This window comes from Streptomyces sp. PTL18 (genome assembly GCF_059510295.1).
In genome coordinates, this window is the sequence record NZ_JCAJZO010000009.1 from 220213 (window position 1) to 244736 (window position 24524).

Sequence of the window (24524 nt, forward strand, 5' to 3'; positions counted from 1 at the left end):
CGCCCCCTACACCCCGGGAAGACCGCCGCGGCGCCGCGTCACGGCTCCAGCAGGCGCGGCGACAACGCCCCGATGGGCAGCAGGTCCAGCTCCGCACCCGCCTCCCGCAGATCCGTCAGCACCATCTCGTCGTACATCAGCAGGCCGGACTGCTCGGGCCAGACAACCGCCCACAGCCAGATGCCGCGCGCCTCCCCCGCGAAGACCGCGCGGTCGTCGGGGGTGCGGAAGACGTGCCACAGGGGCGTGGGGCGGCCGGCGGCGAGCACCTTGGCCTGGGGTGGTTTCTCGACGTTCATGTACGGACCGGGATCCGGCCCGTCGATGCCCGCGTACCAGGCCCCGAGCCCGACCCCCAGTTCCTCCGCGACCAGGATCAGCTCGCCCACGCCACCGAGCGGCCCCGGACCGGAGCAGGCCACGGCCGTGGCGCGGCCCCCGCTGCGATCGTCGCCCGCGTAGGCCACACCCGTGAACAGCCAGCCGACGGGCAGCGGCCAGGGCATCCACACCGGCACCCGGGCGCGGTGCACCACGACACTGAGGGCCTCGACGCTGGGCGGGATCACGGGCTGCAGCGGATGCACGGTGCCGTGCACATCGCACTGCCAGGAGTCGGCAAAGAGTCCGGGAGCCCTGACCCGGCCACCGCACTTCGGGCAACTGGGTTCGCCCCTCATAGGCCTCCACGGTCCTCCCCGTCCCGCGTCGCGTCAAGGACGATCACCCGTCCGGCGTGTGCCCCTCACGTCCGCTTCACCCGGGAGAACTAGATGTCAGTTGCACTAATTAGCATCTCTAATTTAATGTGTGTATAGGCCAACCATCCGCTCCGGGACACGCGAGGAGAGCATGAAGAGCACACCAGGGGGAGAACCCGCCACGGGGGCCGACGCGGACCCCTTCGACGCGGGGGCCGACGGCCTGCTGCGGCAGCCGAAGGCCGTGTGGGCGACCGCGGGTGCGTCCGTCGTCGCGTTCATGGGCATCGGGCTCGTCGACCCGATCCTGCCGTCCATCGCCAGGGGCCTGCAGGCGACGCCCAGCCAGGTCTCACTGCTGTTCACCTCGTACTTCCTGATCACCGCCGTGGCGATGCTGGTCATCGGCTTCGTCTCCAGCCGCATCGGCGGCCGCAGGACCCTGCTGCTCGGGCTCGCCTTCGTGGTGGTCTTCGCGGGCCTCGCGGGCACCTCGGGCTCGGTGGCCCAGCTCGTCGGCTACCGGGCCGGGTGGGGCCTCGGCAACGCGCTCTTCGTCTCCACGGCCCTCGCGGTGATCGTCGGCGCGGCGGCCGGAGGCAGCGCGGCGGCCATCCTGCTGTACGAGTCCGCGCTCGGCCTCGGCATGGCGTGCGGCCCCCTGCTGGGCGCACTGCTCGGGAACCTCAGCTGGCGCTACCCGTTCTTCGGTACGGCGACGCTGATGGCGGTCGGCTTCCTGTGCATCACGGCGTTCCTGAAGGAGCAGCCGAAGCCCGCGCGGAAGACCTCGCTGCTGGACCCGATCAAGGCGCTCGGCCACGGCGGTCTCGCCTCTGCGGCGGTCTCGGCGTTCTTCTACAACTACACGTTCTTCACCGTGCTGGCCTTCACGCCCTTCGTTCTGGACATGACCCCGTACCAGTCGGGTGCCGTGTTCTTCGCCTGGGGTGTGCTGCTGGCGGTCTTCTCGGTGATCGTGGCACCGCGCATGCAGGAGCGGTTCGGCTCGCTGAAGGTGCTCGGCGGTTCGCTGGTGCTGCTCGCGGCCGACGTGGCCGTGCTCGGCTACGGCGACCACACCACCGCGATCGTCTGCACGATCCTGTCCGGCGCGTTCATCGGGGTGAACAACACCGTCTACACCGAACTGGCCCTCGGCGTCTCGGACGCGCCGCGCCCGGTGGCGAGCGCGGGATACAACTTCGTGCGGTGGTTCGCGGCGGCCGCCGCGCCCTACCTCGCGCCGAAGATCGAGGAGTGGAGCGACATCCACATGCCGTTCGTGGCGGGAGCGCTCACGGCGCTCCTCGGGGCGGTCGTGGTCCTTCTGCGGCGCGGGGCGCTCACCCTCCCCCAGGCTCTCGGCGCCCCTGGAGCAGGGGGGACCCCCATGGCCGAGGAACCGGAGAGCCGGCACGCGGTCGAGGACGGTGTCACGGTCTTCGCCAAGTGAGCGTTTCCGGCCGGACGTCGGTGAGCTTGCTCACGCGCGGCCTCAGTCCAGCGGGACGGACCTGCGGGAGGGATCCCGCAGGTCCGTCCCGTTCGCCAGCCAGCGCTCCTGAAGGGCCTGCGCACCGTGCACCCGCTTCCAGGCGGCCTCGTTCGGGGTCATCGGAAGCAGCGGGAGAAACCGTACGGGATCCAGTGGTTCGTCGAGCTCCAGATCCTCGACCAGGCCGCCGGGTTCGGCCACCAGGACGGAGGTGAACGGGGCCCCGGGCCACAGCGGTTCGCCCACGTCCAGCGAGGCACCTGGGGCCACGACCAAGCCCTCGACCTGCGGGGACGCGGCGAGCACGGCGAGCGGGCGCAGCACCTTGCCGGTGTCGGCGAGGCCGCCGCGCACGGAGAGGACCAGCTCGGCGCGGGGCCCCTTGACCGGGTCGGCGAGCACGGCGGTGGGGTCCGTCATGGGCCGTGCGGACATGCCGAGGGTGGCGTAGCGGACGATGTCGCCCTCGTGGAAGCGGAGCACCTCGATGCGGTCCGTGCCGAGGAAGGTGACCGCGGCGCGCGCGTCCGGCTCGCCCAGGGCGGTGCGCAACCGGGCCTCGACCAGAGGAAGAACATCAACCATGCGGCGAGCATAGAACTCGCCAGTACCGGGCAAAGCAGCGCCTTGACACTTCTGTCGGCTGATACTCTTGGCCGGATGGTTTCGGGCAGCGCGAAAAAGCGTCTCGTCAAGCCCGACACCCATGAGACTCCCCTGCGGGGGCACCCTCTAACCAGGGAATGGATCGTCCCTCACCAGGGACCGGCCGGAGGAGGTGGGGCTGTCATGGATCGAAGTCGACCGTGCAGTACCACCCGCTCTTCCGGCCGCTGACGCGGCTGTTCTGACTCCCGTCGGCTGTCACCTCTCGCATCTCGCGTTCGCGTCACCACGGAAGAGCACTTCGTTTCGCTTTGCCTGATCTGTCTGATCTCAGTCAGTAGCTGAATCAGCAGCGAAGCCCGCCACCGTGACGGTGCGGTGCTCCCCGCTTTGTGGACGTGCCAAACCTCCGCAGCCAGGACGTCCCCATTCCGGGTAGTTCCACCCGTTCCTCGTGGCCTTTCGCTGCTCGTCGCGAAGGAGCCCTGCCATGTCGATGATCCGTGACCTGCGCGCCGTGGTCCGCCCCACCCGCACCACCCCGCGGAAGGACAACGGCGCGTACGACACCACGCGTGACCCCGCGACGCCGTCCGCCGTCGTCGACTGCGCCGTCTACCGCGACGGCGTCCGCGTCCAGACGCAGCAGCCGCTGTCACCGCACGAGGCGATGCGGCTGGTGCGGCGCGACGGAGGGTTCGTGTGGATCGGGCTGCACGAGCCGACCGAGGCCGAATTCGCCGGTATCGCCCGCGAGTTCGGGCTGCACCCGCTGGCCGTCGAGGACGCGGTGCAGGCGCACCAGCGTCCGAAGCTGGAGCGGTACGACGACTCCCTCTTCACCGTCTTCAAGACGATCCACTACGTCGACCACGACCGGCTGACCGCCAACAGCGAGGTCGTCGAGAGCGGCGAGGTCATGTGCTTCACCGGACGGGACTTCTTCATCACCGTCCGGCACGGCGGCAAGGGCTCGCTCAGGACGCTGCGGCACCGGCTGCAGGACGAGCCCGAACTGCTCGCCAAGGGCCCCTCGGCGGTGCTCCACGCGATCGCCGACCACGTCGTCGACGGGTACATCGCGGTGGCGGACGCCCTGCAGGACGACATCGACGAGGTGGAGACCGAGGTGTTCTCCCCGGGCCGCAAGGGCACGCCGCGCGGCACGGACGCCGGCCGGATCTACCAACTCAAGCGTGAGGTCCTGGAGTTCAAGCGTGCGGTGGCGCCGCTGCTGCGGCCGATGCAGCTGCTGAGCGAGCGGCCGATGCGCCTGATCGACCCGGACATCCAGAAGTACTTCCGCGACGTGGCCGACCACCTCGCCCGCGTCAACGAGCAGGTGCTGGGCTTCGACGAACTGCTGAACTCGATCCTCCAGGCCAACCTGGCGCAGGCGTCCGTCGCACAGAACGAGGACATGCGGAAGATCACCGCGTGGGCGGCGATCATCGCCGTGCCGACGATGGTGTGCGGGGTGTACGGCATGAACTTCACGTACATGCCCGAGCTGCACTGGAAGTACGGCTACCCGGCGATCATGGGCGTCACGGTGGCCATCTGTGTGGGCATCCACCGCATGCTGAAGCGGAACGGCTGGCTGTGAGGGGCGCCTGCCGGGTGCCGGCTAGGCTGGGCGCATGACAAGCGAGCTGCTCGAGCGGGCCCTGGTCGAGGAGGCCACCAAGAAGTCCGGGCTCATCTGGGTCCAGGGCGCGGCGTCGTCGGCCGACGCGACCGCGCGTGCGCTGTGGCACGTGTGGTACGAGGGCGCGGCGTGCGTGGTGGGCGGCGGAGCCGGCGAGCAGCCGCTGCCCGGCCTGGTCGACGGCGGGGACGCGGTCGTGACGGTACGCAGCAAGGACAAGGGCGGCCGGATCGTCACCTGGACCGCGACGGTGGTGGAGTTGGCGCCGGGGTCGCCCGAGTGGGAGGGCGCGGTCGCGGAGCTGAAGGGCAAGCGGCTGAACGCGCCCGACGGGGAGGAGATGCCGGAGCGGTGGCGCCGGGAGTGCCGGGTGCTCCGCCTGGAGCCGCGCGGGACGACGGTGCCGCTGTCCTCCGGCTCCCAGGCCGCACGCCCCGTGCCGACCCCGGCCACGACGCGGCGCCCGATCCCGGCGGCGCTGCCGCGGCTGCTGCGGCGCAAGCGCCACGGCTGAGCGGCGCCGCGCGAGGCACCGGGAGTTCCCGGCCGGGGCCGGCCGGGAGCGCATCGCGCACTTCCGACCCGGGCCAGGCGGGGAGGCTGCGCAACCCGGCGTCGGGATGCCGCTGCGCCCGCCCGTGCCGCCCCGGCGGCACGACTGCCCGCGGAGGGGTTGCCCGCAGCCACGCCCGTTACGACGACGGCAGCTGCTTCCCGTAGTCCACCGTCTCCTCCTTCGGGGGCTCGGCCAAGGAGAAGTCCTTGCCCCACTCCGACAGGCGGAGCGTCCCGGCGTTGCCTGCCCTGACCAGGCTCAGCGGATACGGGCTTCCCTCCAGGGAGACGTCCAGGCTGCCGCCGGCGCCCTTGTCGCCGGTGATGCGGATGGTGCGGACGCCGTTCTGCTCGTGGTGGCCGTCCGTCGTCAGCGTGCCGTGCAGCGCGAGGAGCCCGTCCAGCAGGGCGTCCTTGTCGGTGAAGCCGCTGAAGCGGTGGTAGGCCGGGTCGTCCGAGGGCACTTTCACGTACTTCCCGTCCAGCTTTCCGGCCGCTGCCGCCGAGCCCCCGCCGCTCCCCGATCCGTCCTGCTGGTTCCAGAACGCCGCGTCGGCCTTCAGGAACAGGTGCTTGCCCACCCGCAGCAGCCGGAACGTTCCGTTCTTGGCGGTGACCGATCCGCTGCCGCCGTCCCCCTTCAACCGCATGTCCAGGGTGTAGGTGCCGCCGTTGCTGACGACGGTGCCGGACAGATGGACCGACGGCGCCGACCTGGCCGCCGTGCGCGTCCGGCTCTGGATCGTGTCGGCGGGCAGTCTGCCGACCCCGTTGGTCCCGGCGTCCGGATCCCCGCTGCCGCACCCCGCGAGCCCCGCCCCCGCCACGACCAGCGCGCACATCGCGCGCACCAGCGCGGCCCTGCGGTTACGGCCCTGGGGAATGGCGGTCACAGGCGGGGCTACCTCTCATACGGGAGTCCTCATCGGCGTACCGCAGGGTACCGGTGCCCGGGAGGCCTTCCGGAGCCGGTCCGACCGCACCCCCCGCAAGGGCGCGGCGCACCGGGACGGGCTAGCCTGAAGCCCACGTGAGCGGACAAATCAGCAGGAAAAGGAGGCGCGGGCATGGCCGCGAGCGCCCCGCGGATCTTCGTCTCACACCTGGCCGGAGTCGCCGTCTTCGACCCCACCGGCGACCAGGTGGGGCGCGTGCGCGACCTGGTCGTCATGTTGCGGGTGGGGCGTCGCCCCCCGCGGCTGCTGGGCCTGGTCGTCGAACTCGCCACCCGCCGCCGTATCTTCCTGCCCATGACCCGGGTGACCGGCATCGAGTCCGGCCAGGTCATCACCACCGGCGTCCTCAACGTGCGCCGCTTCGAACAGCGGCCCACCGAGCGGCTGGTCTTCGGGGAGCTGCTCGACCGGCACGTCACACTCGTCGAGACCGGCGAGGAGGTCACCGTCCTGGATCTGTCCGTGCAGCAGCTCCCGGCCCGCCGCGACTGGGAGCTCGACCGGGTCTTCGTGCGCAAGGGGAGGGGCGGCGCGTTCCGGCGCAGCAGGGGCGAAACGCTGACGGTGGAGTGGTCGGCGGTGACCGGGTTCTCTCTGGAGGAGCACGGGCAGGGCGCCGAGAGCCTGCTGGCCACCTTCGAACAGCTGCGGGCTGCCGATCTCGCCAACGTGCTGCACCACCTGTCCCCCAAGCGCCGCGCCGAGGTCGCCGCCGCCCTCGACGACGACCGGCTCGCCGATGTGCTCGAAGAGCTCCCCGAGGACGACCAGATCGAGATCCTCGGCAAGCTGAAGGAGGAGCGCGCCGCGGACGTCCTGGAGGCGATGGACCCGGACGACGCCGCCGACCTGCTCGCCGAGCTGCCGGAGGAGGAGAAGGAGCGGCTGCTGAGCCTGATGCAGCCCGCCGACGCGGCCGACATGCGCCGTCTGATGGCGTACGAGGAGAAGACCGCGGGCGGCCTGATGACCACCGAGCCGATCGTGCTGCGGCCCGACGCCACCGTCGCCGACGCGCTCGCCCGGGTCCGCAATCCCGACCTGTCCCCCGCGCTCGCCGCGCAGGTGTACGTCTGCCGTCCGCCGGACGAGACGCCCACCGGGAAGTACCTGGGAACCGTGCACTTCCAGCGGCTGCTGCGGGACCCGCCGTACACGCTGGTCAGCTCGCTCGTCGACGACGACCTGCAGCCGCTCGCGCCCGACGCGCCGCTTCCCGTGGTGGCCGGCTTCTTCGCGACCTACGACATGGTCGCGGCGCCCGTCGTCGACGAGGCCGGCTCGCTGCTCGGCGCGGTGACCGTGGACGACGTACTGGACCACATGCTCCCCGAGGACTGGCGCGAGACGGAGTTCGACCTGCACGAGGAGGGGGTCACCGATGGCTCCTGACCGCGAGAAGCTCCCCTCCGGCGCGACCGCAGCCACCCGGCGCCTCAGGCTCGACCAGCCGCAGCCGCGTCGGCGCGCCCGCCTGCTGCCCGAGTGGGACCCGGAGGCCTTCGGACGCCTCTCCGAGCGCATCGCGCGCTTCCTGGGCACCGGGCGGTTCATCGTCTGGATGACGGTCGTCATCGTGGTGTGGCTGGGCTGGAACATCACCGCCCCGGTCCACCTGCGCTGGGACCCGTACCCGTTCATCTTCCTGACGCTGGTGCTGTCACTGCAGGCCTCCTACGCCGCTCCGCTGATCCTGCTCGCGCAGAACCGGCAGGACGACCGCGACCGGGTGAACCTCGAGCAGGACCGCAAGCAGAACGAGCGGTCGATCGCGGACACCGAGTACCTGACCCGGGAGATCGCAGCGCTGCGTACGGGTCTCGGCGAGGTCGCCACCCGGGACTGGATACGGTCCGAACTCCAGGACCTCATGAAGGAACTGGAGGACCGGCGGCGCTCCGACGGGCATGTCGTATTCCCGGCGGAACGGGCGCGCGGACGTGACGCAGACGACCGCTGACGGGCTTCCCGCAGCCACCGGGGCGGGCCGTACCATCTCCTTATGGCTACGGAAGACGCGGTGCGCGAAGCGCTGGCGACGGTGAACGACCCCGAGATCCATCGACCCATCACCGAGCTGGGGATGGTCAAATCGGTGGAGATCGGCGCGGACGGAGCGGTCGCGGTCACCGTGTACCTGACGGTCTCGGGCTGCCCGATGCGGGACACGATCACGCAGCGCGTGACCGAGGCGGTCTCGCGCGTCGAGGGCGTCACCCGCGTCGACGTCACGCTGGACGTGATGAGCGACGAACAGCGCCGGGAACTGGCGACCGCCCTGCGCGGCGGTCAGGCCGAGCGTGAGGTGCCCTTCGCCAAGCCGGGCTCCCTCACCCGGGTCTACGCGGTGGCCTCCGGCAAGGGCGGCGTCGGCAAGTCCTCGGTGACGGTGAACCTGGCGGCGGCGATGGCCGCGGACGGTCTGAAGGTCGGTGTCGTGGACGCCGACATCTACGGCCACAGCGTGCCGCGCATGCTGGGTGCGGACGGACGCCCCACCCAGGTCGAGAACATGATCATGCCGCCGTCCGCGAACGGTGTGAAGGTCATCTCGATCGGCATGTTCACCCCGGGCAACGCACCCGTCGTCTGGCGCGGCCCGATGCTGCACCGCGCGCTGCAGCAGTTCCTCGCGGACGTGTACTGGGGCGACCTGGACGTGCTGCTGCTCGACCTGCCGCCCGGCACCGGTGACATCGCCATCTCCGTGGCCCAGCTGGTCCCGAACGCCGAGATCCTGGTGGTGACGACCCCGCAGCAGGCGGCGGCCGAGGTGGCCGAGCGGGCGGGCTCGATCGCCGTGCAGACCCATCAGAAGATCGTGGGCGTGGTCGAGAACATGTCCGGCCTGCCCTGCCCGCACTGCGGGGAGATGGTCGACGTCTTCGGAACGGGCGGCGGCCAGCTGGTCGCCGACGGCCTCAGCCGCACGACCGGCACCACGGTCCCGGTCCTCGGTTCCATCCCCATCGACGTCCGCCTGCGCGAGGGCGGCGACGAGGGCAGGCCGGTGGTCCTCACGGACCCGGACTCCCCGGCGGGCTCGGCCCTGCGCGCGATCGCGGGCAAGCTCGGGGGACGGCAGCGGGGCCTGGCCGGGCTGTCGCTGGGGATCACGCCCAAGAACAAGTTCTAGGGTGTTTCCCCGCGCCCCGCAGGGGGCGCGGGGAACGGCGCGACCAGCCACGCACGGCCCGCACCCGTTGACGGCCTGGCGTTCCGAGGCGGGAGGCACCGCGGCCGACGGTGCCCCACCGCTACGCGTACGCCGAGATGTCCTTAACCACGGCGAAGCCCAGGCCGTACGCGCTCATGCCTCTGCCGTACGCCCCGACATGCACCCCGGCCTCCGTGGACCCGGCGAGCACCCAGCCGAACTCGGACTCCCGGTAGTGGAACGACGTCGGCGCACCGTCCACCGGCAGGGACAGCGTCGACCACGCGGGCCCGGCCAGGTCGTCCGCGAGGACCCACGCCGTCTCGGTCTGCTGGTCCAGCCAGTCGTCACGCAGGGTGTGGTCCAGCTGGCCCGGCCAGGTGAACGACAGCAGTCCCACGCCCGCCAGCCACGCCGCGGACGAGACCGACGTGGCCTCCAGCACGCCGGTGCCGTCCGGACTGTGCCGTACGGGGTTCGCCGCGACGGTGACCACGACCGCGAACTTCTCCTTGTCCTCGGTGGCCTCGTTCCGCACGGACGGCTCGTCCCCGTGTCCGATGGACCCGTGTTCCACGGTCCCGTCGGCCGCGGTGCCCACCTGCATCAGCCAGCGCTGCCCCGTGAACGCCTCGTCGAGGCCGTACCACGGGAAGGGTGCCCGGAGATAGCCGTCGACCGTGCGGCGGGCGAAGGGGAGCTGTGGTCCGCCCTCCGCGGCCGACGCCTGCGCGTCCACCCGACTCGTCGTCTCCATCTGCCCGGACGCCTCCTCGCTCTCGTCGGACCCGAGCGGCCCGCCCCCCACGGGCGTCCTCGCTCCAATCGGTCCGCACAACAACTGGGCAGCATAGCCACAGCGCTCCGAACAGCAGGGAAACGCCCGGCGCGTGCCACCCATGGCACGGCGCAATACGGCCGTACGCACGCCGATGGGCGTATGGGCTGCGTCACATCACGCCGGTCCGGGGGACGCCGGGCCGGCGTGGCGCGTAGGGCTCAGGTGGCGTCCGCGTCGAAGGGCGGGCGCTCGTCGGGGTCGGTGCTCGCGGGCTTCTTCGTCATGTCGACCCCGCCGCCGGTGGGACCGGAGGACGTCGGCGAGGAGGACGAGGAGGACTCGGGCTCGCGGCCGTGGACCGCGTCCGTGACCTCGGCCATCTCCTTCTTCAGGTCGAAGCCGTTGCGGATCTCCTTGAGCCCCAGCTCGTCGTTGTCCAGGTGCTTGCGAATGAACGTCTTGGGGTTGAGGTCCTCGAACTCGAAGTCCTTGAACTCCGGGCCCAGTTCATTGCGGATGTCCTGCTTGGCGCTCTCCGAGAACTCGCGGATCTTGCGGATCGTGCGCGTGACGTCCTGGATGGCCTTCGGGAGCTTTTCCGGACCGAAGACGAGCACGGCGATGACCGCGAGCGTGACCAGCTCGAGCGGCCCTATGTCATTGAACACCTGAAGCTCCTTGCGATGTCCTCGGTCCTCGGCCCTCGGTGGTCTGTGCGGGTCTTCCGTGGTCCGGGCCGGCTCCACGGTACCCGGCGTTCCCGTCGTACCGGTACTGTCCCGGCACGCCGGCCGCGTGTGCACGACGGGTTTTCCGGGTTGTTTGCCTGTGGGGCGGTTCCGCCCGGCCTTGTGGGGGTCCGCGTCAGCTGCCGTCCGCCGCGCCGAGGACGAGCGTGATCCTCCGTTCGGCCCCGCCGCGGACCACGGTCAGCTCCAGCCGGTCGCCGGGGCGGTGGGCGCGGGTCCTGACGATCAGCTCCTCCCCCGAGTGGACGCGTACGCCGTCGACCTCCGTGATGACGTCGCCGGCCTTGATGCCGGCCCTGTCGCCGGCACCGCCCCGGGTGACGGCGGGGCCGCCGCCGGCGCCCTTGGCGCCGACCCGGGCGCCGTCTCCCGTGTAGTTCATGTCGAGCGTGACACCGATCACCGGGTGGGTGGCCCTTCCGGTGTTGATCAGCTCCTCGGCCACGCGCTTGGCCTGGTTGACGGGGATGGCGAAGCCGAGCCCGATGGAACCGGCCTGGCCGCTCTGGTCGGATCCGCTGTCGGCCGAACGGATGGCGGAGTTGATGCCGACGACGCGGCCCTTGCCGTCGAGGAGGGGACCGCCGGAGTTGCCCGGGTTGATCGGGGCGTCGGTCTGCAGGGCGTCGACGTACGACACGTCACCGCCGTCGCCCTTCTCGCCGCCCGCGGTGATGGGCCGTTCCTTGGCGCTGATGATGCCGGAGGTGACGGTGCCGGCGAGGTCGAAGGGCGCGCCGATGGCGACGACGGGGTCACCGACCTCCACGTTGTCGGAGTTGCCGAGGGGCAGGGGGGTCAGACCGCGGACGCCGGTGACCTCGACGACGGCGAGGTCGTAGCCGGCGTCATGCCCGACGACGGTGGCCTTGGCGCTCTGACCGCCGTTGAACGTCACCGTTATCTCGCCGCCGGCCGCCGCCGGTTCCACGACATGGTTGTTGGTGAGGATGTGCCCGCGCCCGTCCAGGACGAAGCCGGTGCCGGTGCCCTCCTCGGAGCTGCCCTTGACGTGCAGGGTGACGACGCTGGGCAGCGCCCGTGCCGCGATCCCGGCGACGCTGTCCGGGGCACGCCCCGCGGGCTCCTTCCCCGCCTGCGGCAGCCGCACCTCGCCGACGCCGACGCCCTGCTCCCACGCGGCGCCGACGACACCGCCGACCCCTCCGGACAGCAACGCGATCAAGACGCCGGCGAGAACGAGCGTCTTCCGGCCGCGCCGCTGCTGCTCCGTGCCGGGCGCCGCAGTGCCGGTCTGCTGGAAGGGGGCACGGGGCGCCCACGGGTCGTAGTTCTGCCAGGGGAAAGGGAACGAGGGCGCACCGCTCCGGTCGGCGGGGCCGCCGGGCACCGGGGCGGCGGGCGGCGCGGACATCGCAGTCACGCCGGGCACGGGCGGGCCGGGCGGCGGCATGGGCGTGCCCGAGGGTGCGGGCGCGCTCTGCGGGGCGGCGGTCTGCGGGGAGGCCGCCGCCGGGTGCTGGACCGGTGGGGCGGGCGCCCAGGGGCCCGGTTCGCCGTAGGGCGGGGTGTTGTAGGGGTCGGGTTCGTGAAGGGGCTTGACGCGGCCGTCCAGGGCGTCGGGCGCCTCGCCGCCCTGCCGGGGGCCGCCGCCCCGCCGAGGGTCGAGGTGCTCGGCGGGACCTGCCTGCGCCGCACCGACGGTGACCGGGCGCTCCACCTCGGCGTCTCCGTCCGCGTCGACGGCACGGGGCTCCGCGACGGCACCGGCTCCGTCCCCGGTTTGGGCCGAGGCAGGGCGCTCCAGCTCGAAGTCGCCGCCGGCGTCGGCGTCGCCGGAAGGGCGTGCCCCGGCAGGGGCGGGCAGTTCGAAGTCGCCGCCCGACTGTCCGCCCGGTGCCGTACCGCCGCCCATCGGCCCCTCGGCCTCGGGTGCCGCCCCGGACTCGCTCGCCCTCTGCTCCGGTCCTCCCGCAGGGACCGGCTTGCCCTCGTTCATGGTCTCCCCACATCCGGCCGGCGGCACGGAGGCCGCCGTCGAGCTGTCGTTGCCGCGCCGGAAACGCTTGCGCGGGCGCGGGCACCACGGATTCAACCAGGTCCGCGCGCAACCGCGTAGCCGCTCAGTGGGCGGTGCTCGAGGAGGACGAGGAGGACGAGGGTGTGGGAGAAGGGGACGGCACCGGACGGGCCAACAGGCCGGGAGCCGTCAACTGCGGGGCGCTCGGCAGCGTGAACGGTCCGGCCTCGGTGAGCGGGCGTATGAGCGGGGACATCGCGGCAGCACCGGCCACCACGGGAGCGGTCAGCGCACGGATCTCCGAGACGTCCCGCATGCCGGGAGAGGGCAGTCCGGACAGCAGCGGCGCCGAGGACTCCGCGGGCACGACGGGCGTCCGCTCCAGCGCGCGCTGCCCGAGCAGGGCTTTGGTGGAACGCCGCCGCTGCGCATCGGGCGACGTGACACCACCGGTACCCGGTGAGCGCACCGGGGTCGCATTGCTGCCGGTACCGGGACCGCCGCGCGCCTCCACGCCGGTGTCACCGGCCACACCGGACACGCCGCCCAGCGTCAGTGCGGCCAGGGAAACGGCGCCCGCGGCGGCGAACGCGAACCACCGCCCACGGGACCCCGACCGCTCGCCCTCGGGCCGGCCGACGTGATGGATACGGAAGCCGCGGTCGTCGCGCAGGGCACGCTCCCCGGGGACGGCACGCTCCCCGGACGGCGACAGTGCCGTGGCGTGCGGGCCCGACGGGACGTAGCCGAAGGGCTCTCCCCTCACCCCGAAGACGCCGGACCGCTCGGGCAGCCCGGCACCGCTCTCGGGCCTTCTGCCGAATCCGCCGCCGAGCGGCGTGCCACCGCCGTCGACGTCACCTCCCATGGGCAGGCCCTGGAGGCGGGCCAGGAAGCTCTCGGAGGGAGGCGGCGGGGCCGCCTCGGCGAACACGTTCTTCAGCCGGCGCTGGGCGTCGGCCTCGGCCTTGCACTTCGCGCACGTGGCCAGATGGGCCAGCACGCGCTCGCGCATCTCATGACCGAGCTCTCCGTCCACCAAGGCGGAGAGACGGTCTCCCAGGTGCTGCTCTGCCGGTGTGGGGCGACGGGATCCACTCACGCGGTCGCGCCCCCTCCCCCCAGCGCGGGCACGCGGGGCACGAAGGAACGGCGCTCGGCCGTGCGGGACTGAGGCGCCCGGTGTGCGAGGGCCTTGCGCAGCTGGGAGCGGCCGCGGTGGATCCGGGAGCGGACCGTGCCGAGCTTGACGCCCAGGGTCGCGGCGATCTCCTCGTAGGACAGTCCCTCGATGTCGCACAGGACGACGGCCGCGCGGAACTCGGGCGCGAGCGTGTCCAGCGCCTGCTGGACGTCCGCGTCGAAGTGCGCGTCGTGCAGGACCTGCTGCGGCGTCGGCTCGCGGCTGGCCAGGCGCTCCGCCGCGTCCTCGCCGAGCGCGTCGAAGCGGATGCGCTGCTTGCGGCGGACCATGTCCAGGAAGAGGTTCGTGGTGATGCGGTGCAGCCAGCCCTCGAACGTGCCGGGCGTGTATGTCGACAGGGAGCGGAAGACCCGCACGAAGACCTCCTGGGTCAGGTCCTCGGCGTCGTGCTGGTTTCCGGTCAGGCGGTAGGCCAGCCGGTAGACCCGGCCGCTGTGCGTGCTGACGATCTCCTCCCAGGTGGGCGGAGTCCACGCCTGCGCGTCCGCGTCGGTGGCGAAGGTCGCGGTCTGCGCGGTGTCGGCAGCGTGGTGGTTGTCAGCGATGTCGGTCACGGATTTCGGCTCACCCGATGACCTGAGGAGGCGCCGTAGCACCCCTCCCCGATCCGCAGGCGCAGCCGCACCTCCCCTGTCAGCTCTGGTGGTGTCCAGTGGAGCCCCTACCATAGCCACCTCGCCCGTTAGCTCCGGATAAGCGGTTTTACGAGAATTTGATGCGCGCTCATACGGCTGCGTCAGCACTTGCTCGGCATCCGGCTCCACGCGTCCGCCCCCGGCCTTTTCCGCGCTCTCTTCCCACCCTCCTCAACGCCCGGTCCCATCTGCGGGTTCCCGCCGTCAACGGATACAGTCACGCCCAAGCAATCACGGGGACAGGAGAGGGTCATTACCGGCAACCGGCAGACGAGCTGGGCGTTCGCCGACGCCTATGTCGCCGAGGACGACGCGCTGCGCTGGGCCCGTGAACGGGCCCGTGAGGCAGGGCTGCGCTCGGTGTCGCCCGGCACGGGCGCTGCGCTGCGGTTGCTCGCCGCCACCGTGGACGCCAAGGCGGTGGCGGAGATCGGGACGGGGTGCGGTGTCTCCGGGATCCATCTGCTGCACGGCATGCGGCCGGACGGCGTGCTGACCACGGTGGACCCGGAGCCGGAGCACCAGCAGTTCGCCCGCCAGGCCTTCCGCGCCTCCGGCTTCGCCAGCAACCGGGCCCGCTTCATCCCGGGCCGCGCCCTGGAGGTGCTGCCGCGACTCGCGGACGCCGGCTACGACCTCGTCTTCTGCGACGGCGACCGGCTCGAGGTGCTCGACTACCTCGCTGAATCGTTGCGTCTGCTGCGTCCCGGCGGGCTCGTCGTCTTCGAGGGCGCCTTCGCCAGCGGCCGCACGGTCGGCTCGGGACCGCAGCCCACCGAGGTGCTGCGGCTGCGGGAGCTGCTGCGCACGGTGCGCGAGAGCACGGACCTCGTACCCTCGCTGCTCCCCGTGGGGGACGGACTCCTGTGCGCGGTCAGACGGTGAGCACCCTCTGGAAACGGCAATCCCCGGCACCGCGTACGATGCCGGGGCAGCTGAAAACCGCGGTCTGCCGCGTCAGCCGACGACCTTCTTGAGGGCGTCGCCGAGCGCGTCGGCCTCGTCCGGGGTCAGCTCGACGACGAGCCGACCGCCGCCTTCGAGCGGAACGCGCATGACGATGCCCCGCCCCTCCTTGGTCACCTCGAGCGGGCCGTCGCCCGTCCGCGGCTTCATGGCCGCCATGCTCGTTCCCCTTCCTGAAACCAGCTCATCGTCAGCCGACGGCCCCCTTGAAGGGCACGCGGTCCGTCACAGGACACGCGACACCGGCGTCGAACACATTGCTTCCAGGCCATTATCCCGCATCTCATGACCCGATGACCAACATCGGTCGGCATCGCTTGGGCAACACGCGCGAGCAAAACCACTCAATTCGGCGATGTGGCTGTGATACTTCGCCCCCGCACACACATCCGCGGACCGGATCCCGACGTGAATTCTTTGACGCAGGTCACACGTACGGTCCGTTCCGCGGCCGGTGATCTCGGCCATGCTGTCTTCGGACGCAGGCGTACCGACCGGTACGACCGAGCCGCGACACCGGAGGGGACCGCCATGGCCGACACCGTGCTCTACGAGGTGAGCGACGGACTCGCGACGATCACGCTGAACCGTCCCGAGGCGATGAACGCGCTGAACATCGCGACCAAGGTCGCCCTCCGGGACGCGGTGCGGTCCGCCGCTGACGACGGCTCCGTACGGGCGATCCTGCTCACCGCGGCCGGGGACCGGGCGTTCTGTGTGGGCCAGGACCTCAAGGAGCACATCGGGCTGCTGGCCGCCGACCGGGAGACCGGCTCGGGCCACACGATGAGCACGGTCCGGGAGCACTACAACCCGATCGTCCGGGCGCTGGCGGGCGCGCCCAAGCCGGTGGTGGCCGCGGTCAACGGGGTCGCTGCCGGGGCAGGATTCGGCTTCGCCCTGGCCGCGGACTACCGGATCGTGTCGGGCACCGCGTCCTTCAACACGTCCTTCGCCGGGGTCGCGCTGACCGCCGATTCGGGTGTCTCCTGGACGCTCCCCCGCGTGGTCGGCCCCGGACGCGCCGCCGATCTGCTCCTCTTCCCGCGGAGCATCGGCGCCCAGGAGGCGCTGGAGCTGGGCGTCGCGAACCGCGTCGTCCCCGCGGACGAACTGCGGGCCGAGGCGGAGAAGGTGGCCGTGGCGCTCGCCGAGGGGCCGACGACGGCGTACGCGGCGATCAAGGAGGCGGTGGCGTACGGGCTGACCCACTCCCTGGACGAGACCCTGGAGAAGGAGGACGAGCTGCAGACACGGGCGGGCTCGTCCGAGGACCACGCGATCGCGGTACAGGCGTTCGTGAACAAGGAGAAGCCGAAGTACCTGGGGCGCTAGGGGCTGCCGGGCGCCGCCCGCTGCCGGGAGTCAGTCGCCGCGGGCGGCGCAGTCCGTCAGGTGGTCGTTCACCAGGCCGCAGGCCTGCATCAGCGCGTACGCCGTGGTCGGGCCGACGAAGCGTATGCCGCGCTTCTTCAGCGCCCTGGAGAGCGCCGTCGACTCGTCGGTGACCGCGGGGACGTCGGCCGGGGTCTTCGGGGCGGGACGGGATGCCGGGTCGGGGGCGTACGACCAGATCAGCCCGTCCAGCTCGCCCGGCGACCACTCGGCCAGCACGCGCGCGTTGCCGAGCGTCGCCTCGATCTTGGCGCGGTTGCGGATGATGCCCGGGTCGGCGAGCAGGCGCTCCTGGTCGGCGTCCGTGAAGGCGGCCACCTCGGCGATGCGGAAGTCGGCGAAGGCGGCCCGGAAGCCCTCCCGGCGGCGCAGGATCGTGATCCACGACAGGCCCGACTGGAACGCCTCCAGGCACAACCGCTCGTACAGCGCGTCGTCGCCGCGGACGGGGCGGCCCCACTCCTGGTCGTGGTACGCCACGTAGTCCGCGGCGGACAGCGCCCAGGGGCAGCGCAGCAGGCCGTCGGGCGCCGCGATGGCCGCGCCGCTCACTGGGGGTCTCCTTCGGCCCGCTCGTCCCCGGACGGCCGGGCGGCTCGGGCGCCGGCGAGCGCGGCCTCCAGGTCGGCGATACGGGCGTCCCGCTCGGCGATCTCGGCGCCGAGGCGGCCGAGCGCGTCGTCCACGTCGGCCATGCGGTAGCCGCGCACGGCGAGCGGGAAGCGCAGGGCCTCCACGTCGTCGCGGCCGACGGCACGGTCCGGCGGAAGCGGGTCGTCGAACCGCTCCGGGGCCGCCTCCGGCAGGGGAGTGCTCTCGCCGCCGCCCACCACGGCCAGTGTCACCGCGGCGACCACTACGGCGAGCGCGACGACCAGGAACAAGAACATGAGCATCACTTACGTCCCCACGCTCGGTGCCGGCGCGCTGTGCGCCGACGCGGAAGTGCCGATGTCGAGTCTGTCTTTCTCTCTGGGTCAGATCGTGCCATGCGACGCTGACGATTAAGGTCGCAGGCTGCCGAGGAACGGGACGTACTGGGATGAGGTCACAGGGGATGCTCAGGCTGGGCAGGCGCGAATTCGGCGAGCACGAGCCGGTGATCATGGCGATCGTGAACCGGACCCCCGACTCCTTCTACGACCAGGGGGTCACCTTCCGCGAAGAGCCGGCCCTCGCGCGCGTGGAGCAGGCGGTCGCCGAGGGGGCCGCGATCATCGACATCGGCGGGGTGAAGGCCGGGCCGGGGGAAGAGGTCTCGGCCGAGGAGGAGGCGCGGCGGACGGTCGGTTTCGTCGCGGAGGTACGGCGGCGCTTCCCGGGCGTCGTGATCAGCGTGGACACCTGGCGGCACGAGGTGGGCGAGGCCGTGTGCGAGGCGGGCGCGGATCTGCTGAACGACGCGTGGGGCGGGGTCGATCCACGGCTCGCGGAGGTGGCGGCGCGGTACCGGGTGGGGCTGGTGTGCACGCACGCCGGGGGTGCACCGCCGCGGACACGGCCGCACCGGGTGTCGTACGACGACGTCATGGCCGACATTCTGAAGGTGACGGTGGGGCTGGCGGAGCGGGCGGTGGCTCTCGGGGTGCCGCAGGAGTCGGTCCTGATCGACCCCGGGCACGACTTCGGCAAGAACACACGGCACAGCCTGGAGGCTACGCGGCGGCTGGACGAGATGGTGGCCACGGGGTGGCCGGTGCTGGTGTCGCTGTCCAACAAGGACTTCGTCGGGGAGACGCTGGACAAGCCGGTCAGGGAACGGGTTCTGGGGACGTTGGCGACGACGGCGGTGTCCGCGTGGCTGGGGGCGCGGGTGTACCGGGTGCACGAGGTGGCCGAGACCCGGCAGGTGCTGGACATGGTGGCGTCGATCGCGGGCCACCGGCCGCCGGCGGTGGCCCGCCGGGGCCTGGCCTGACCGGGCCTACCCCCTCCGGGCTCCGGCCCCGCCGGGGTGCGCCCGGAAAGGGCGCGGGGAACCGCGCGACCGGCCACCGGCGTCCCGCAGCCGCACACCCGCCCGGTCCACCGCACGCTCGCGTCGGGAGGTGCCCGGCCCCCGGTGGGCCCGGTCGCCCCGGCTCAGGCTCGGCGCCTAGCGTCCCGCCTCCTTGGAGACCAGGGCCACCGCTTCCTCCACGTCGTCCGTGAGGTGGAACAGGAGCAGGTCCTTCTCCGAGGCCTTGCCCGTCGCCACCAGGGTGTTCCTGAGCCAGTCCACCAGGCCGCCCCAGTACGACGTGCCGTACAGCACGATCGGGAAGCGGGTCACCTTCTGGGTCTGGACCAGGGTCAGGGCTTCGAACATCTCGTCCAGCGTGCCGAGGCCGCCCGGCAGGACCACGAACCCCTGCGCGTACTTCACGAACATCATCTTGCGGACGAAGAAGTAGCGGAAGTTCAGGCCGATGTCGACGTAAGGGTTCAGCCCCTGCTCGAACGGCAGCTCGATGCCGAGACCGACCGAGATCCCCTTCGCCTCACAGGCCCCCTTGTTCGCCGCCTCCATCGCGCCCGGGCCACCACCGGTGATCACCGCCCAGCCCGCCTCCACCAGGCCGCGCCCGAGCCGTACGCCCGCGTCGTACTCCGGCGAGTCCACCGGGGTCCGCGCCGAGCCGAACACGCTGATCGCGGGCGGGAGTTCGGCCAGTGTGCCGAAGCCCTCGATGAACTCCGACTGGATGCGCAGCACACGCCACGGGTCCGTGTGGACCCAGTCCGTGGGGGCGCGCTCGTCCAGCAGCCGCTGGTCGGTGGTGCTCCTCGTCACCTGGCCCCGTCTGCGCAGCACCGGACCGAGCCGCTGCTCGTCCGGCGGGATCTTCTTCCCCTCGGGGTTGCCGGTAGGCATGTGCGCTCCCTCCGCTCGGGGATGGTTCCACCCCAGCGTAGATCCGCACGGGTTACGGAGGGGGGACGTGCGCATGTCCGGCTCGGACCGCCGTCCCCCACGTCCGGCGGCAGGTCAGGACGTCAGCCAGGACCGCAGGCGCTCCTCCGCCGTGAGGACCTTCGCCGTCTCCACCCGCTCGTCCCGCTTGTGCGCCAAGAGCGGGTTGCCCGGACCGTAGTTGACCGCCGGGACGCCGAGCGCGCTGAAGCGGGCGACGTCCGTCCAGCCGTACTTGGGCATCGGGGTGCCGCCGACCGCCTCGATGAACGCCACCGCGGCCGGGTGCGACAGCCCCGGCAGGGCGCCGCCGCTGAGGTCGACCACCTCGAACTCCTCCACGCCGCAGTCCGCGAACACCTCACGGACGTGCGCGACCGCCTCCTCCTCGCTGCGGTCCGGCGCGTACCGGAAGTTGACCGTCACGACGCATTCGTCGGGGATCACGTTCCCGGCCACCCCGCCGGAGATGCCGACCGCGTTCAGGCCCTCCCGGTACTCCAGGCCGTCGATCACCGGGTGGCGCGGTTCGTAGGCCGCCAGGCGGGCCAGGACCGGGGCCGCCGCGTGGATCGCGTTGGAGCCCATCCAGCCGCGCGCCGAGTGGGCCCGCTCGCCCCTGGTCCTCAGCCGCACCCGCAGCGTGCCCTGGCAGCCGCCCTCGACCTGGCCGTCGGAGGGCTCGAGCAGCACCGCGAAGTCGCCCTCCAGCCACTCGGGGTGGGCTTCGGACACGTGCTTCAGACCGTTCAGGTGTGCGTCGACCTCTTCGTTGTCGTAGAAGACGAACGTCAGGTCGCGGTTGGGCTCGGGGACCGTCGCCGCGATACGGAGCTGGACGGCGACGCCCGACTTCATGTCGCAGGTGCCGCAGCCCCACAGCACGCCGTCCGCGTCCAGGCGGGAGGGCACGTTGTCCGCGATCGGGACCGTGTCGATGTGGCCCGCCAGGATGACGCGCTGCGGCCGCCCCAGGTCCGTCCGGGCCACCACGTTGTTGCCGTACCGGTCGACCCTCAGGTGCGGCAGGGCGCGCAGCGCCGCCTCGACGGCGTCCGCGAGGGGCTTCTCGGTGCCGCTCTCGGAGGGGAAGTCGACGAGCCGCGCGGTGAGCCGGGCGGCGTCCAGCGTGAGGTCAAGCGGGGTATCGGCCATGTCCTCGACCCTAGCGCGCCCCGACGGCGCGCACCTGTCCCAGGAGTTGTCCACAGCGCCGGACAACCCGCTGTTCACCTCCAGTACCTTGTACGGCGTGTCAGAGCCGTCCCCTCCTTCCGTGCGACGTGGCCGCCTCCTCCGTTTCGGGGCGGCCGTCGTGGTCCTGCTCGCCCTCGCGGGCTATCTCGTCGTCCAGTACCTCACCGGTTCGGCGGCGCCGAGGTGCCGGGTCGTCTCCGGAAGGGACGACGGCGCCTCGTACGAGTTCACTCCGGAGCAGGCGGTCAACGCGGCGACGATCGCCGCCGTGGGCACCACCCGCGGCATGCCGGAGCGCGCGGTGACGATCGCGCTCGCGACCGCCCTGCAGGAGTCGGGCCTGCGCAACGTCGAGCACGGCGACCGGGATTCGCTCGGCCTGTTCCAGCAGCGTCCGTCCCAGGGCTGGGGCACCAGGAAGCAGATCATGGACCCGACGTACGCGGCGGGCGTGTTCTACGAGCACCTGGCCCGGGTGCAGGACTACACGAGTCTGCCGCTGACGGTCGCCGCGCAGCGGGTGCAGCGCAGCGGCTTTCCGGAGGCGTACGCGAAGCACGAGCCGGACGCCATACTGCTCGCCGCCGCGCTGACCGGCCGCGCGGCGGGCACGCTGACCTGCCAGGGGCGCCCCGCGCCGACGGCGACCGGCGGCCCGGACGCGGTACGGGCCGCGCTGGTCCGGGACTTCGGGCGCGACGTGCTCCAGACGGCCGGCGCGGAGGTGGTCCCCCGGCGCTCGTCGCCGTCCCCCGCGGCCTCGCCGGCACCGGCCGCCGACGACGCGGTGACGATCCCGGTGCCGAAGAGGTCCACCGCTTCGGGGACCGCCCGTGAGCGCGGCTGGGAACTGGCGCACTGGGCCGTGGCCAACTCCACGGCGCTGCACATCGCGCGCGTCTCCTTCGCGGGCCGTGAGTGGTCGCGTGGAGGCTTCGCCGACGAGTGGCGTGCGACCGGCTCCGGTGACGGGGAGACGTCGGCCGCCGAAGTCCGCATCGTCACCGGGGAGTAGCCCGGCCAGCCGTACGAGTTCTCACTCCTGCGGGTAATGCGCGGCGCGCCTCGTCGACGGGGCGCGCCGTTTGTTGCGCGGCCACCGGTGTATGTGACGGGCCCCGTGCGAACAAAGGGCTGTAAGGATTCAGCAGGCTTTCCGGCCGGTTGCCGTTTGCCCGATTTCATCCCCACCTGATAATGCGACGCATTGCCAACTCTTTACATTGGCCCACCGCAACCTTCGCGGCCTTCGAGCGGTAGTCACTGCGTCCGAGCCCGGAACGATGAACAGCCGAATCGGCCGAACTCCCGGGCGCGGTCGAACACTTCACCGTTCTCTTCCGTCTAAGGAGCATCATGTCCCTCCCCCTGACCCACCGGATCGCCCGTGCCGCGCTGCTGATCGCAGCGGGAGCGGCGCCCGTGGTCGGTGCGGCCGGCTCCGCCAGCGCGGCGACGACCGATCTGCCGGCCGCCCCGAACCTCGGTGGGCTGACCGCTCTGGACACCGCGCAGGCCGGCACCGCCGTCGACGGCGCGGCCCAGAAGGCCGACGGTGCGGCACAGCAGGTCACCGGGATCGCGGGTGACACCGGCGGCCACGCGGTGAAGGCAGGCAGCCAGGCGGCCAGGAAGGCGGTGCCGGCGGTGAGCCGGACCGGCGGAAGGCTCGTCGGGACGGCGACGCCGGTCGCGCAGAAGGCGGCCGGGGACGCGGCGGGGCAGGCCGGCGGGCTGCTCGGGGGCGCGACCAAGGGCGGGCTGCCGAAGGGGCTGCCGCTGGGCGGCTGACGCCTCCGGCGGTGGTACGGCTGAGGGTCCGGGGAGGCTTCCCCGGACCCTCCGTCTGTTGCAGTCGAACTTGGCCGAAACCGTGCCCGGCAGCTGTGGACCGCGCCCACGGCGTTGCGTCACGCCAGGCGATCCACCGCTGCCCGTACCCTCTCGTCCGTCGCCGTCAGGGCCACCCGTACGAACTTCTCGCCCGCCTCGCCGTAGAAGTCGCCCGGCGCCACCAGGATGCCCCGGTCGGCCAGATGCGCGACCGTTTCCCAGCAGGACTCGTCGCGGGTCGACCACAGATACAGGCTCGCCTCGCTGTGCTCGATCCGGAAGCCGTGCTTCAGGAGGGCGTCGCGCAGGGCCGTACGCCGGGCCGCGTAGCGCTCACGCTGTTCGCGGACGTGCGTGTCGTCGCCCAGCGCGGCCACCACGGCCGCCTGCGTCGGCGCCGACGTCATCATGCCGCCGTGCTTGCGGATCTCCAGGAGCGGGCCGAGGACCGCCGGGTCGCCGGCCAGGAAGGCCGCGCGGTAGCCCGCCAGGTTGGACCGCTTGGAGAGGGAGTGGACCGACACGATGCCGTCGTACGAGCCGCCGTTCACGTCCGGGTGGAGGACCGAGACGGGGTCGGCCTCCCAGCCCAGCTCGATGTAGCACTCGTCGGAGAACAGCAGTACGCCGTGCTCCCGGGCCCAGGCGACGATCCTCGTCAGTTCGTCCTTGCCCAGCACCTTGCCCGTCGGGTTGGACGGGGAGTTGAGCCAGAGGAGCTTGAGGTGCCCGGGGTCCAGCTCCGTCGGGTCGTCGTAGGCCACATGGTCCGCGCGGGCCAGACGGGCGCCGACCTCGTACGTGGGGTAGGCCAGCCGCGGGTGGGCGACCTTGTCGCCGGGGCCGAGACCCAGCTGGGTCGGGAGCCAGGCCACCAGCTCCTTGGAGCCGACCACCGGCAGGACGTGGCGGTGGGTGACGCCGCGGGCACCGAGGCGGCGCTCCACCCAGCCCGTGATCGCGTCCCGCAGCTCGGGCGTGCCCCAGACGGTCGGGTAGCCCGGGGAGTCCGCCGCCGCGACCAGTGCCTTCTGGATCAGCTCGGGCACGGGGTCGACCGGAGTGCCGACCGACAGGTCGACGATCCCGTCGGGGTGCGCGGCGGCCGTCTTCTTGTACGGCTCGAGCTTGTCCCAGGGAAACGCGGGAAGGAGGTCGAGAAGCGACCCCTTGGAAGGGCGGTCGCGGCCGACGGGAGGGCGGTCGGAGACTGCGGACACGGGGATCGGCTCACTTTCTGGTGCGACGGGTGCCCCCGTACGAGCGTACGGGGGTCAAACGCCTCGGTCCCGTGCGGCGCCGGGCGGGCACCGTACGGGACCGATTCGACCGGCCTCCGGGCCGCTTACTGGTTCATCGGGGGCAGCGCCGCGATGAAGGGGTGGTCACGCTCGATCAGCCCCAGCTTGCTGGCGCCGCCCGGCGAGCCGAGCTCGTCGAAGAACTCGACGTTCGCCTTGTAGTAGTCCTTCCACTCCTCGGGAGTGTCGTCCTCGTAGAAGATCGCCTCCACCGGGCAGACCGGTTCACAGGCCCCACAGTCGACGCATTCGTCCGGGTGGATGTACAAGGACCGCTGGCCCTCGTAGATGCAGTCGACCGGGCACTCCTCGATGCACGCCTTGTCCTTGACGTCGACACAAGGCTCTGCGATGACGTAGGTCACGCTGTCGTTCCTCCTCGGTAGGGCGCTGGCGGGCCTCCTCAGGCTCCGCCGCCTGGCGCGCGGGAGCGCGGCGTCGTCGATGCCCGCACCTAGTATCTCCGTT

At 71.9% G+C, this 24524-nt stretch carries 26 protein-coding genes; 11 read left to right on the top strand and 15 right to left on the bottom strand.

Features of this window, described 5'->3' with window-relative positions:
- Nucleotides 1-38: 38 nt before the first annotated feature.
- Nucleotides 39-680 carry a DUF6758 family protein gene (locus AC5WS8_RS19635; RefSeq protein ID WP_496104709.1) on the bottom strand — a complete coding sequence of 214 codons (642 nt, stop codon included), beginning with the start codon at nt 678-680 and terminating at the stop codon, nt 39-41.
- Nucleotides 681-852: 172 nt separating this feature from the next.
- On the opposite strand from AC5WS8_RS19635, the gene AC5WS8_RS19640 reads away from it, so the two are divergent.
- A complete protein-coding gene (locus tag AC5WS8_RS19640; RefSeq protein WP_496104710.1) occupies nt 853-2157 on the top strand; it encodes an MFS transporter in 1305 nt (434 codons plus the stop codon).
- A gap of 42 nt (nt 2158-2199) precedes the next feature.
- Here AC5WS8_RS19640 and AC5WS8_RS19645 read toward each other — a convergent pair whose 3' ends face one another.
- Nucleotides 2200-2784: a suppressor of fused domain protein gene (locus AC5WS8_RS19645; protein ID WP_496104711.1), complete on the bottom strand. Its 585-nt coding sequence runs from the start codon at nt 2782-2784 to the stop codon at nt 2200-2202.
- 511 nt (nt 2785-3295) lie between these two features.
- Here AC5WS8_RS19645 and AC5WS8_RS19650 point away from each other — a divergent pair.
- Entirely contained in the window at nt 3296-4411 is a 1116-nt protein-coding gene (locus AC5WS8_RS19650) for a magnesium and cobalt transport protein CorA (protein ID WP_496104712.1), read from the top strand.
- Nucleotides 4412-4445: 34 nt separating this feature from the next.
- Entirely contained in the window at nt 4446-4967 is a 522-nt protein-coding gene (locus AC5WS8_RS19655; protein ID WP_496104713.1) for a hypothetical protein, read from the top strand.
- Nucleotides 4968-5145: 178 nt separating this feature from the next.
- Here the strand turns inward: AC5WS8_RS19655 and AC5WS8_RS19660 are convergent, their stop codons facing one another.
- Nucleotides 5146-5901: a fimbrillin family protein gene (locus AC5WS8_RS19660; protein ID WP_496104714.1), complete on the bottom strand. Its 756-nt coding sequence runs from the start codon at nt 5899-5901 to the stop codon at nt 5146-5148.
- 174 nt (nt 5902-6075) lie between these two features.
- On the opposite strand from AC5WS8_RS19660, the gene AC5WS8_RS19665 reads away from it, so the two are divergent.
- Genes AC5WS8_RS19665 through AC5WS8_RS19675 form a run of 3 tightly spaced genes read left to right on the top strand, consistent with a single transcriptional unit; the run spans nt 6076 to nt 9100 of the window.
- Nucleotides 6076-7356 carry a magnesium transporter MgtE N-terminal domain-containing protein gene (locus AC5WS8_RS19665; RefSeq protein WP_496104715.1) on the top strand — a complete coding sequence of 427 codons (1281 nt, stop codon included), beginning with the start codon at nt 6076-6078 and terminating at the stop codon, nt 7354-7356.
- Nucleotides 7346-7924 carry a DUF1003 domain-containing protein gene (locus AC5WS8_RS19670; protein ID WP_496104716.1) on the top strand — a complete coding sequence of 193 codons (579 nt, stop codon included), beginning with the start codon at nt 7346-7348 and terminating at the stop codon, nt 7922-7924. The genes AC5WS8_RS19665 and AC5WS8_RS19670 overlap by 11 nt, the downstream gene beginning before the upstream one ends.
- Before the next feature lie 42 nt (nt 7925-7966).
- Entirely contained in the window at nt 7967-9100 is a 1134-nt protein-coding gene (locus AC5WS8_RS19675; RefSeq protein WP_496104717.1) for an Mrp/NBP35 family ATP-binding protein, read from the top strand.
- A gap of 121 nt (nt 9101-9221) precedes the next feature.
- Here AC5WS8_RS19675 and AC5WS8_RS19680 read toward each other — a convergent pair whose 3' ends face one another.
- From AC5WS8_RS19680 to sigE, 5 genes are all read right to left on the bottom strand, one after another.
- Nucleotides 9222-9878 carry a hypothetical protein gene (locus AC5WS8_RS19680; RefSeq protein ID WP_496104718.1) on the bottom strand — a complete coding sequence of 219 codons (657 nt, stop codon included), beginning with the start codon at nt 9876-9878 and terminating at the stop codon, nt 9222-9224.
- Nucleotides 9879-10120: 242 nt separating this feature from the next.
- Nucleotides 10121-10570 carry a sec-independent translocase gene (locus tag AC5WS8_RS19685; RefSeq protein WP_496104719.1) on the bottom strand — a complete coding sequence of 150 codons (450 nt, stop codon included), beginning with the start codon at nt 10568-10570 and terminating at the stop codon, nt 10121-10123.
- A gap of 196 nt (nt 10571-10766) precedes the next feature.
- On the bottom strand, nt 10767-12611 hold the full coding sequence (locus AC5WS8_RS19690) for a S1C family serine protease (protein WP_496104720.1): 1845 nt from the start codon (nt 12609-12611) through the stop codon (nt 10767-10769).
- A gap of 124 nt (nt 12612-12735) precedes the next feature.
- Nucleotides 12736-13734 (bottom strand): anti-sigma factor family protein, encoded by a 999-nt coding sequence (locus tag AC5WS8_RS19695; RefSeq protein WP_496104721.1) that lies wholly within the window; start codon nt 13732-13734, stop codon nt 12736-12738.
- A complete protein-coding gene (gene sigE / locus AC5WS8_RS19700) occupies nt 13731-14432 on the bottom strand; it encodes an RNA polymerase sigma factor SigE (protein WP_496104722.1) in 702 nt (233 codons plus the stop codon). The genes AC5WS8_RS19695 and sigE overlap by 4 nt, the downstream gene beginning before the upstream one ends.
- 225 nt (nt 14433-14657) lie before the next feature.
- On the opposite strand from sigE, the gene AC5WS8_RS19705 reads away from it, so the two are divergent.
- A complete protein-coding gene (locus AC5WS8_RS19705) occupies nt 14658-15356 on the top strand; it encodes an O-methyltransferase (protein ID WP_496104789.1) in 699 nt (232 codons plus the stop codon).
- Nucleotides 15357-15428: 72 nt separating this feature from the next.
- On the opposite strand, the gene AC5WS8_RS19710 is transcribed toward AC5WS8_RS19705, so the two are convergent.
- On the bottom strand, nt 15429-15596 hold the full coding sequence (locus AC5WS8_RS19710) for a DUF3117 domain-containing protein (protein WP_003966491.1): 168 nt from the start codon (nt 15594-15596) through the stop codon (nt 15429-15431).
- Nucleotides 15597-15968: 372 nt separating this feature from the next.
- Here AC5WS8_RS19710 and chcB point away from each other — a divergent pair, with 372 nt between their 5' ends.
- Nucleotides 15969-16772, top strand: a complete 804-nt coding sequence (gene chcB, locus AC5WS8_RS19715; RefSeq protein WP_496104723.1) for a 2-cyclohexenylcarbonyl CoA isomerase — start codon at nt 15969-15971, stop codon at nt 16770-16772.
- Nucleotides 16773-16802: 30 nt separating this feature from the next.
- Here the strand turns inward: chcB and AC5WS8_RS19720 are convergent, their stop codons facing one another.
- On the bottom strand, nt 16803-17384 hold the full coding sequence (locus AC5WS8_RS19720) for a DNA-3-methyladenine glycosylase I (RefSeq protein WP_496104724.1): 582 nt from the start codon (nt 17382-17384) through the stop codon (nt 16803-16805).
- Entirely contained in the window at nt 17381-17728 is a 348-nt protein-coding gene (locus AC5WS8_RS19725; protein ID WP_496104725.1) for a DivIVA domain-containing protein, read from the bottom strand. The genes AC5WS8_RS19720 and AC5WS8_RS19725 overlap by 4 nt, the downstream gene beginning before the upstream one ends.
- A gap of 161 nt (nt 17729-17889) precedes the next feature.
- On the opposite strand from AC5WS8_RS19725, the gene folP reads away from it, so the two are divergent.
- Nucleotides 17890-18750, top strand: coding sequence for a dihydropteroate synthase (gene folP, locus AC5WS8_RS19730; protein WP_496104790.1), 861 nt, complete (start codon nt 17890-17892; stop codon nt 18748-18750).
- A gap of 177 nt (nt 18751-18927) precedes the next feature.
- Here the strand turns inward: folP and AC5WS8_RS19735 are convergent, their stop codons facing one another.
- Entirely contained in the window at nt 18928-19686 is a 759-nt protein-coding gene (locus AC5WS8_RS19735) for an LOG family protein (RefSeq protein WP_496104726.1), read from the bottom strand.
- 114 nt (nt 19687-19800) lie between these two features.
- A complete protein-coding gene (dapE, locus tag AC5WS8_RS19740) occupies nt 19801-20880 on the bottom strand; it encodes a succinyl-diaminopimelate desuccinylase (protein ID WP_496104727.1) in 1080 nt (359 codons plus the stop codon).
- A 97-nt stretch (nt 20881-20977) separates the two neighbouring features.
- Here dapE and AC5WS8_RS19745 point away from each other — a divergent pair, with 97 nt between their 5' ends.
- The gene (locus AC5WS8_RS19745) at nt 20978-21937 is read left to right on the top strand and encodes a heavy metal transporter (RefSeq protein ID WP_496104791.1); all 960 of its coding nucleotides are present in this window, start codon (nt 20978-20980) and stop codon (nt 21935-21937) included.
- Between the two features lie 341 nt (nt 21938-22278).
- Entirely contained in the window at nt 22279-22713 is a 435-nt protein-coding gene (locus AC5WS8_RS19750) for an ATP-binding protein (RefSeq protein WP_496104728.1), read from the top strand.
- A gap of 119 nt (nt 22714-22832) precedes the next feature.
- On the opposite strand, the gene AC5WS8_RS19755 is transcribed toward AC5WS8_RS19750, so the two are convergent.
- Nucleotides 22833-23975, bottom strand: coding sequence for a bifunctional succinyldiaminopimelate transaminase/glutamate-prephenate aminotransferase (locus AC5WS8_RS19755; protein ID WP_496104729.1), 1143 nt, complete (start codon nt 23973-23975; stop codon nt 22833-22835).
- 125 nt (nt 23976-24100) lie between these two features.
- On the bottom strand, nt 24101-24421 hold the full coding sequence (gene fdxA, locus AC5WS8_RS19760; RefSeq protein ID WP_043443616.1) for a ferredoxin: 321 nt from the start codon (nt 24419-24421) through the stop codon (nt 24101-24103).
- Nucleotides 24422-24524: the final 103 nt, after the last annotated feature.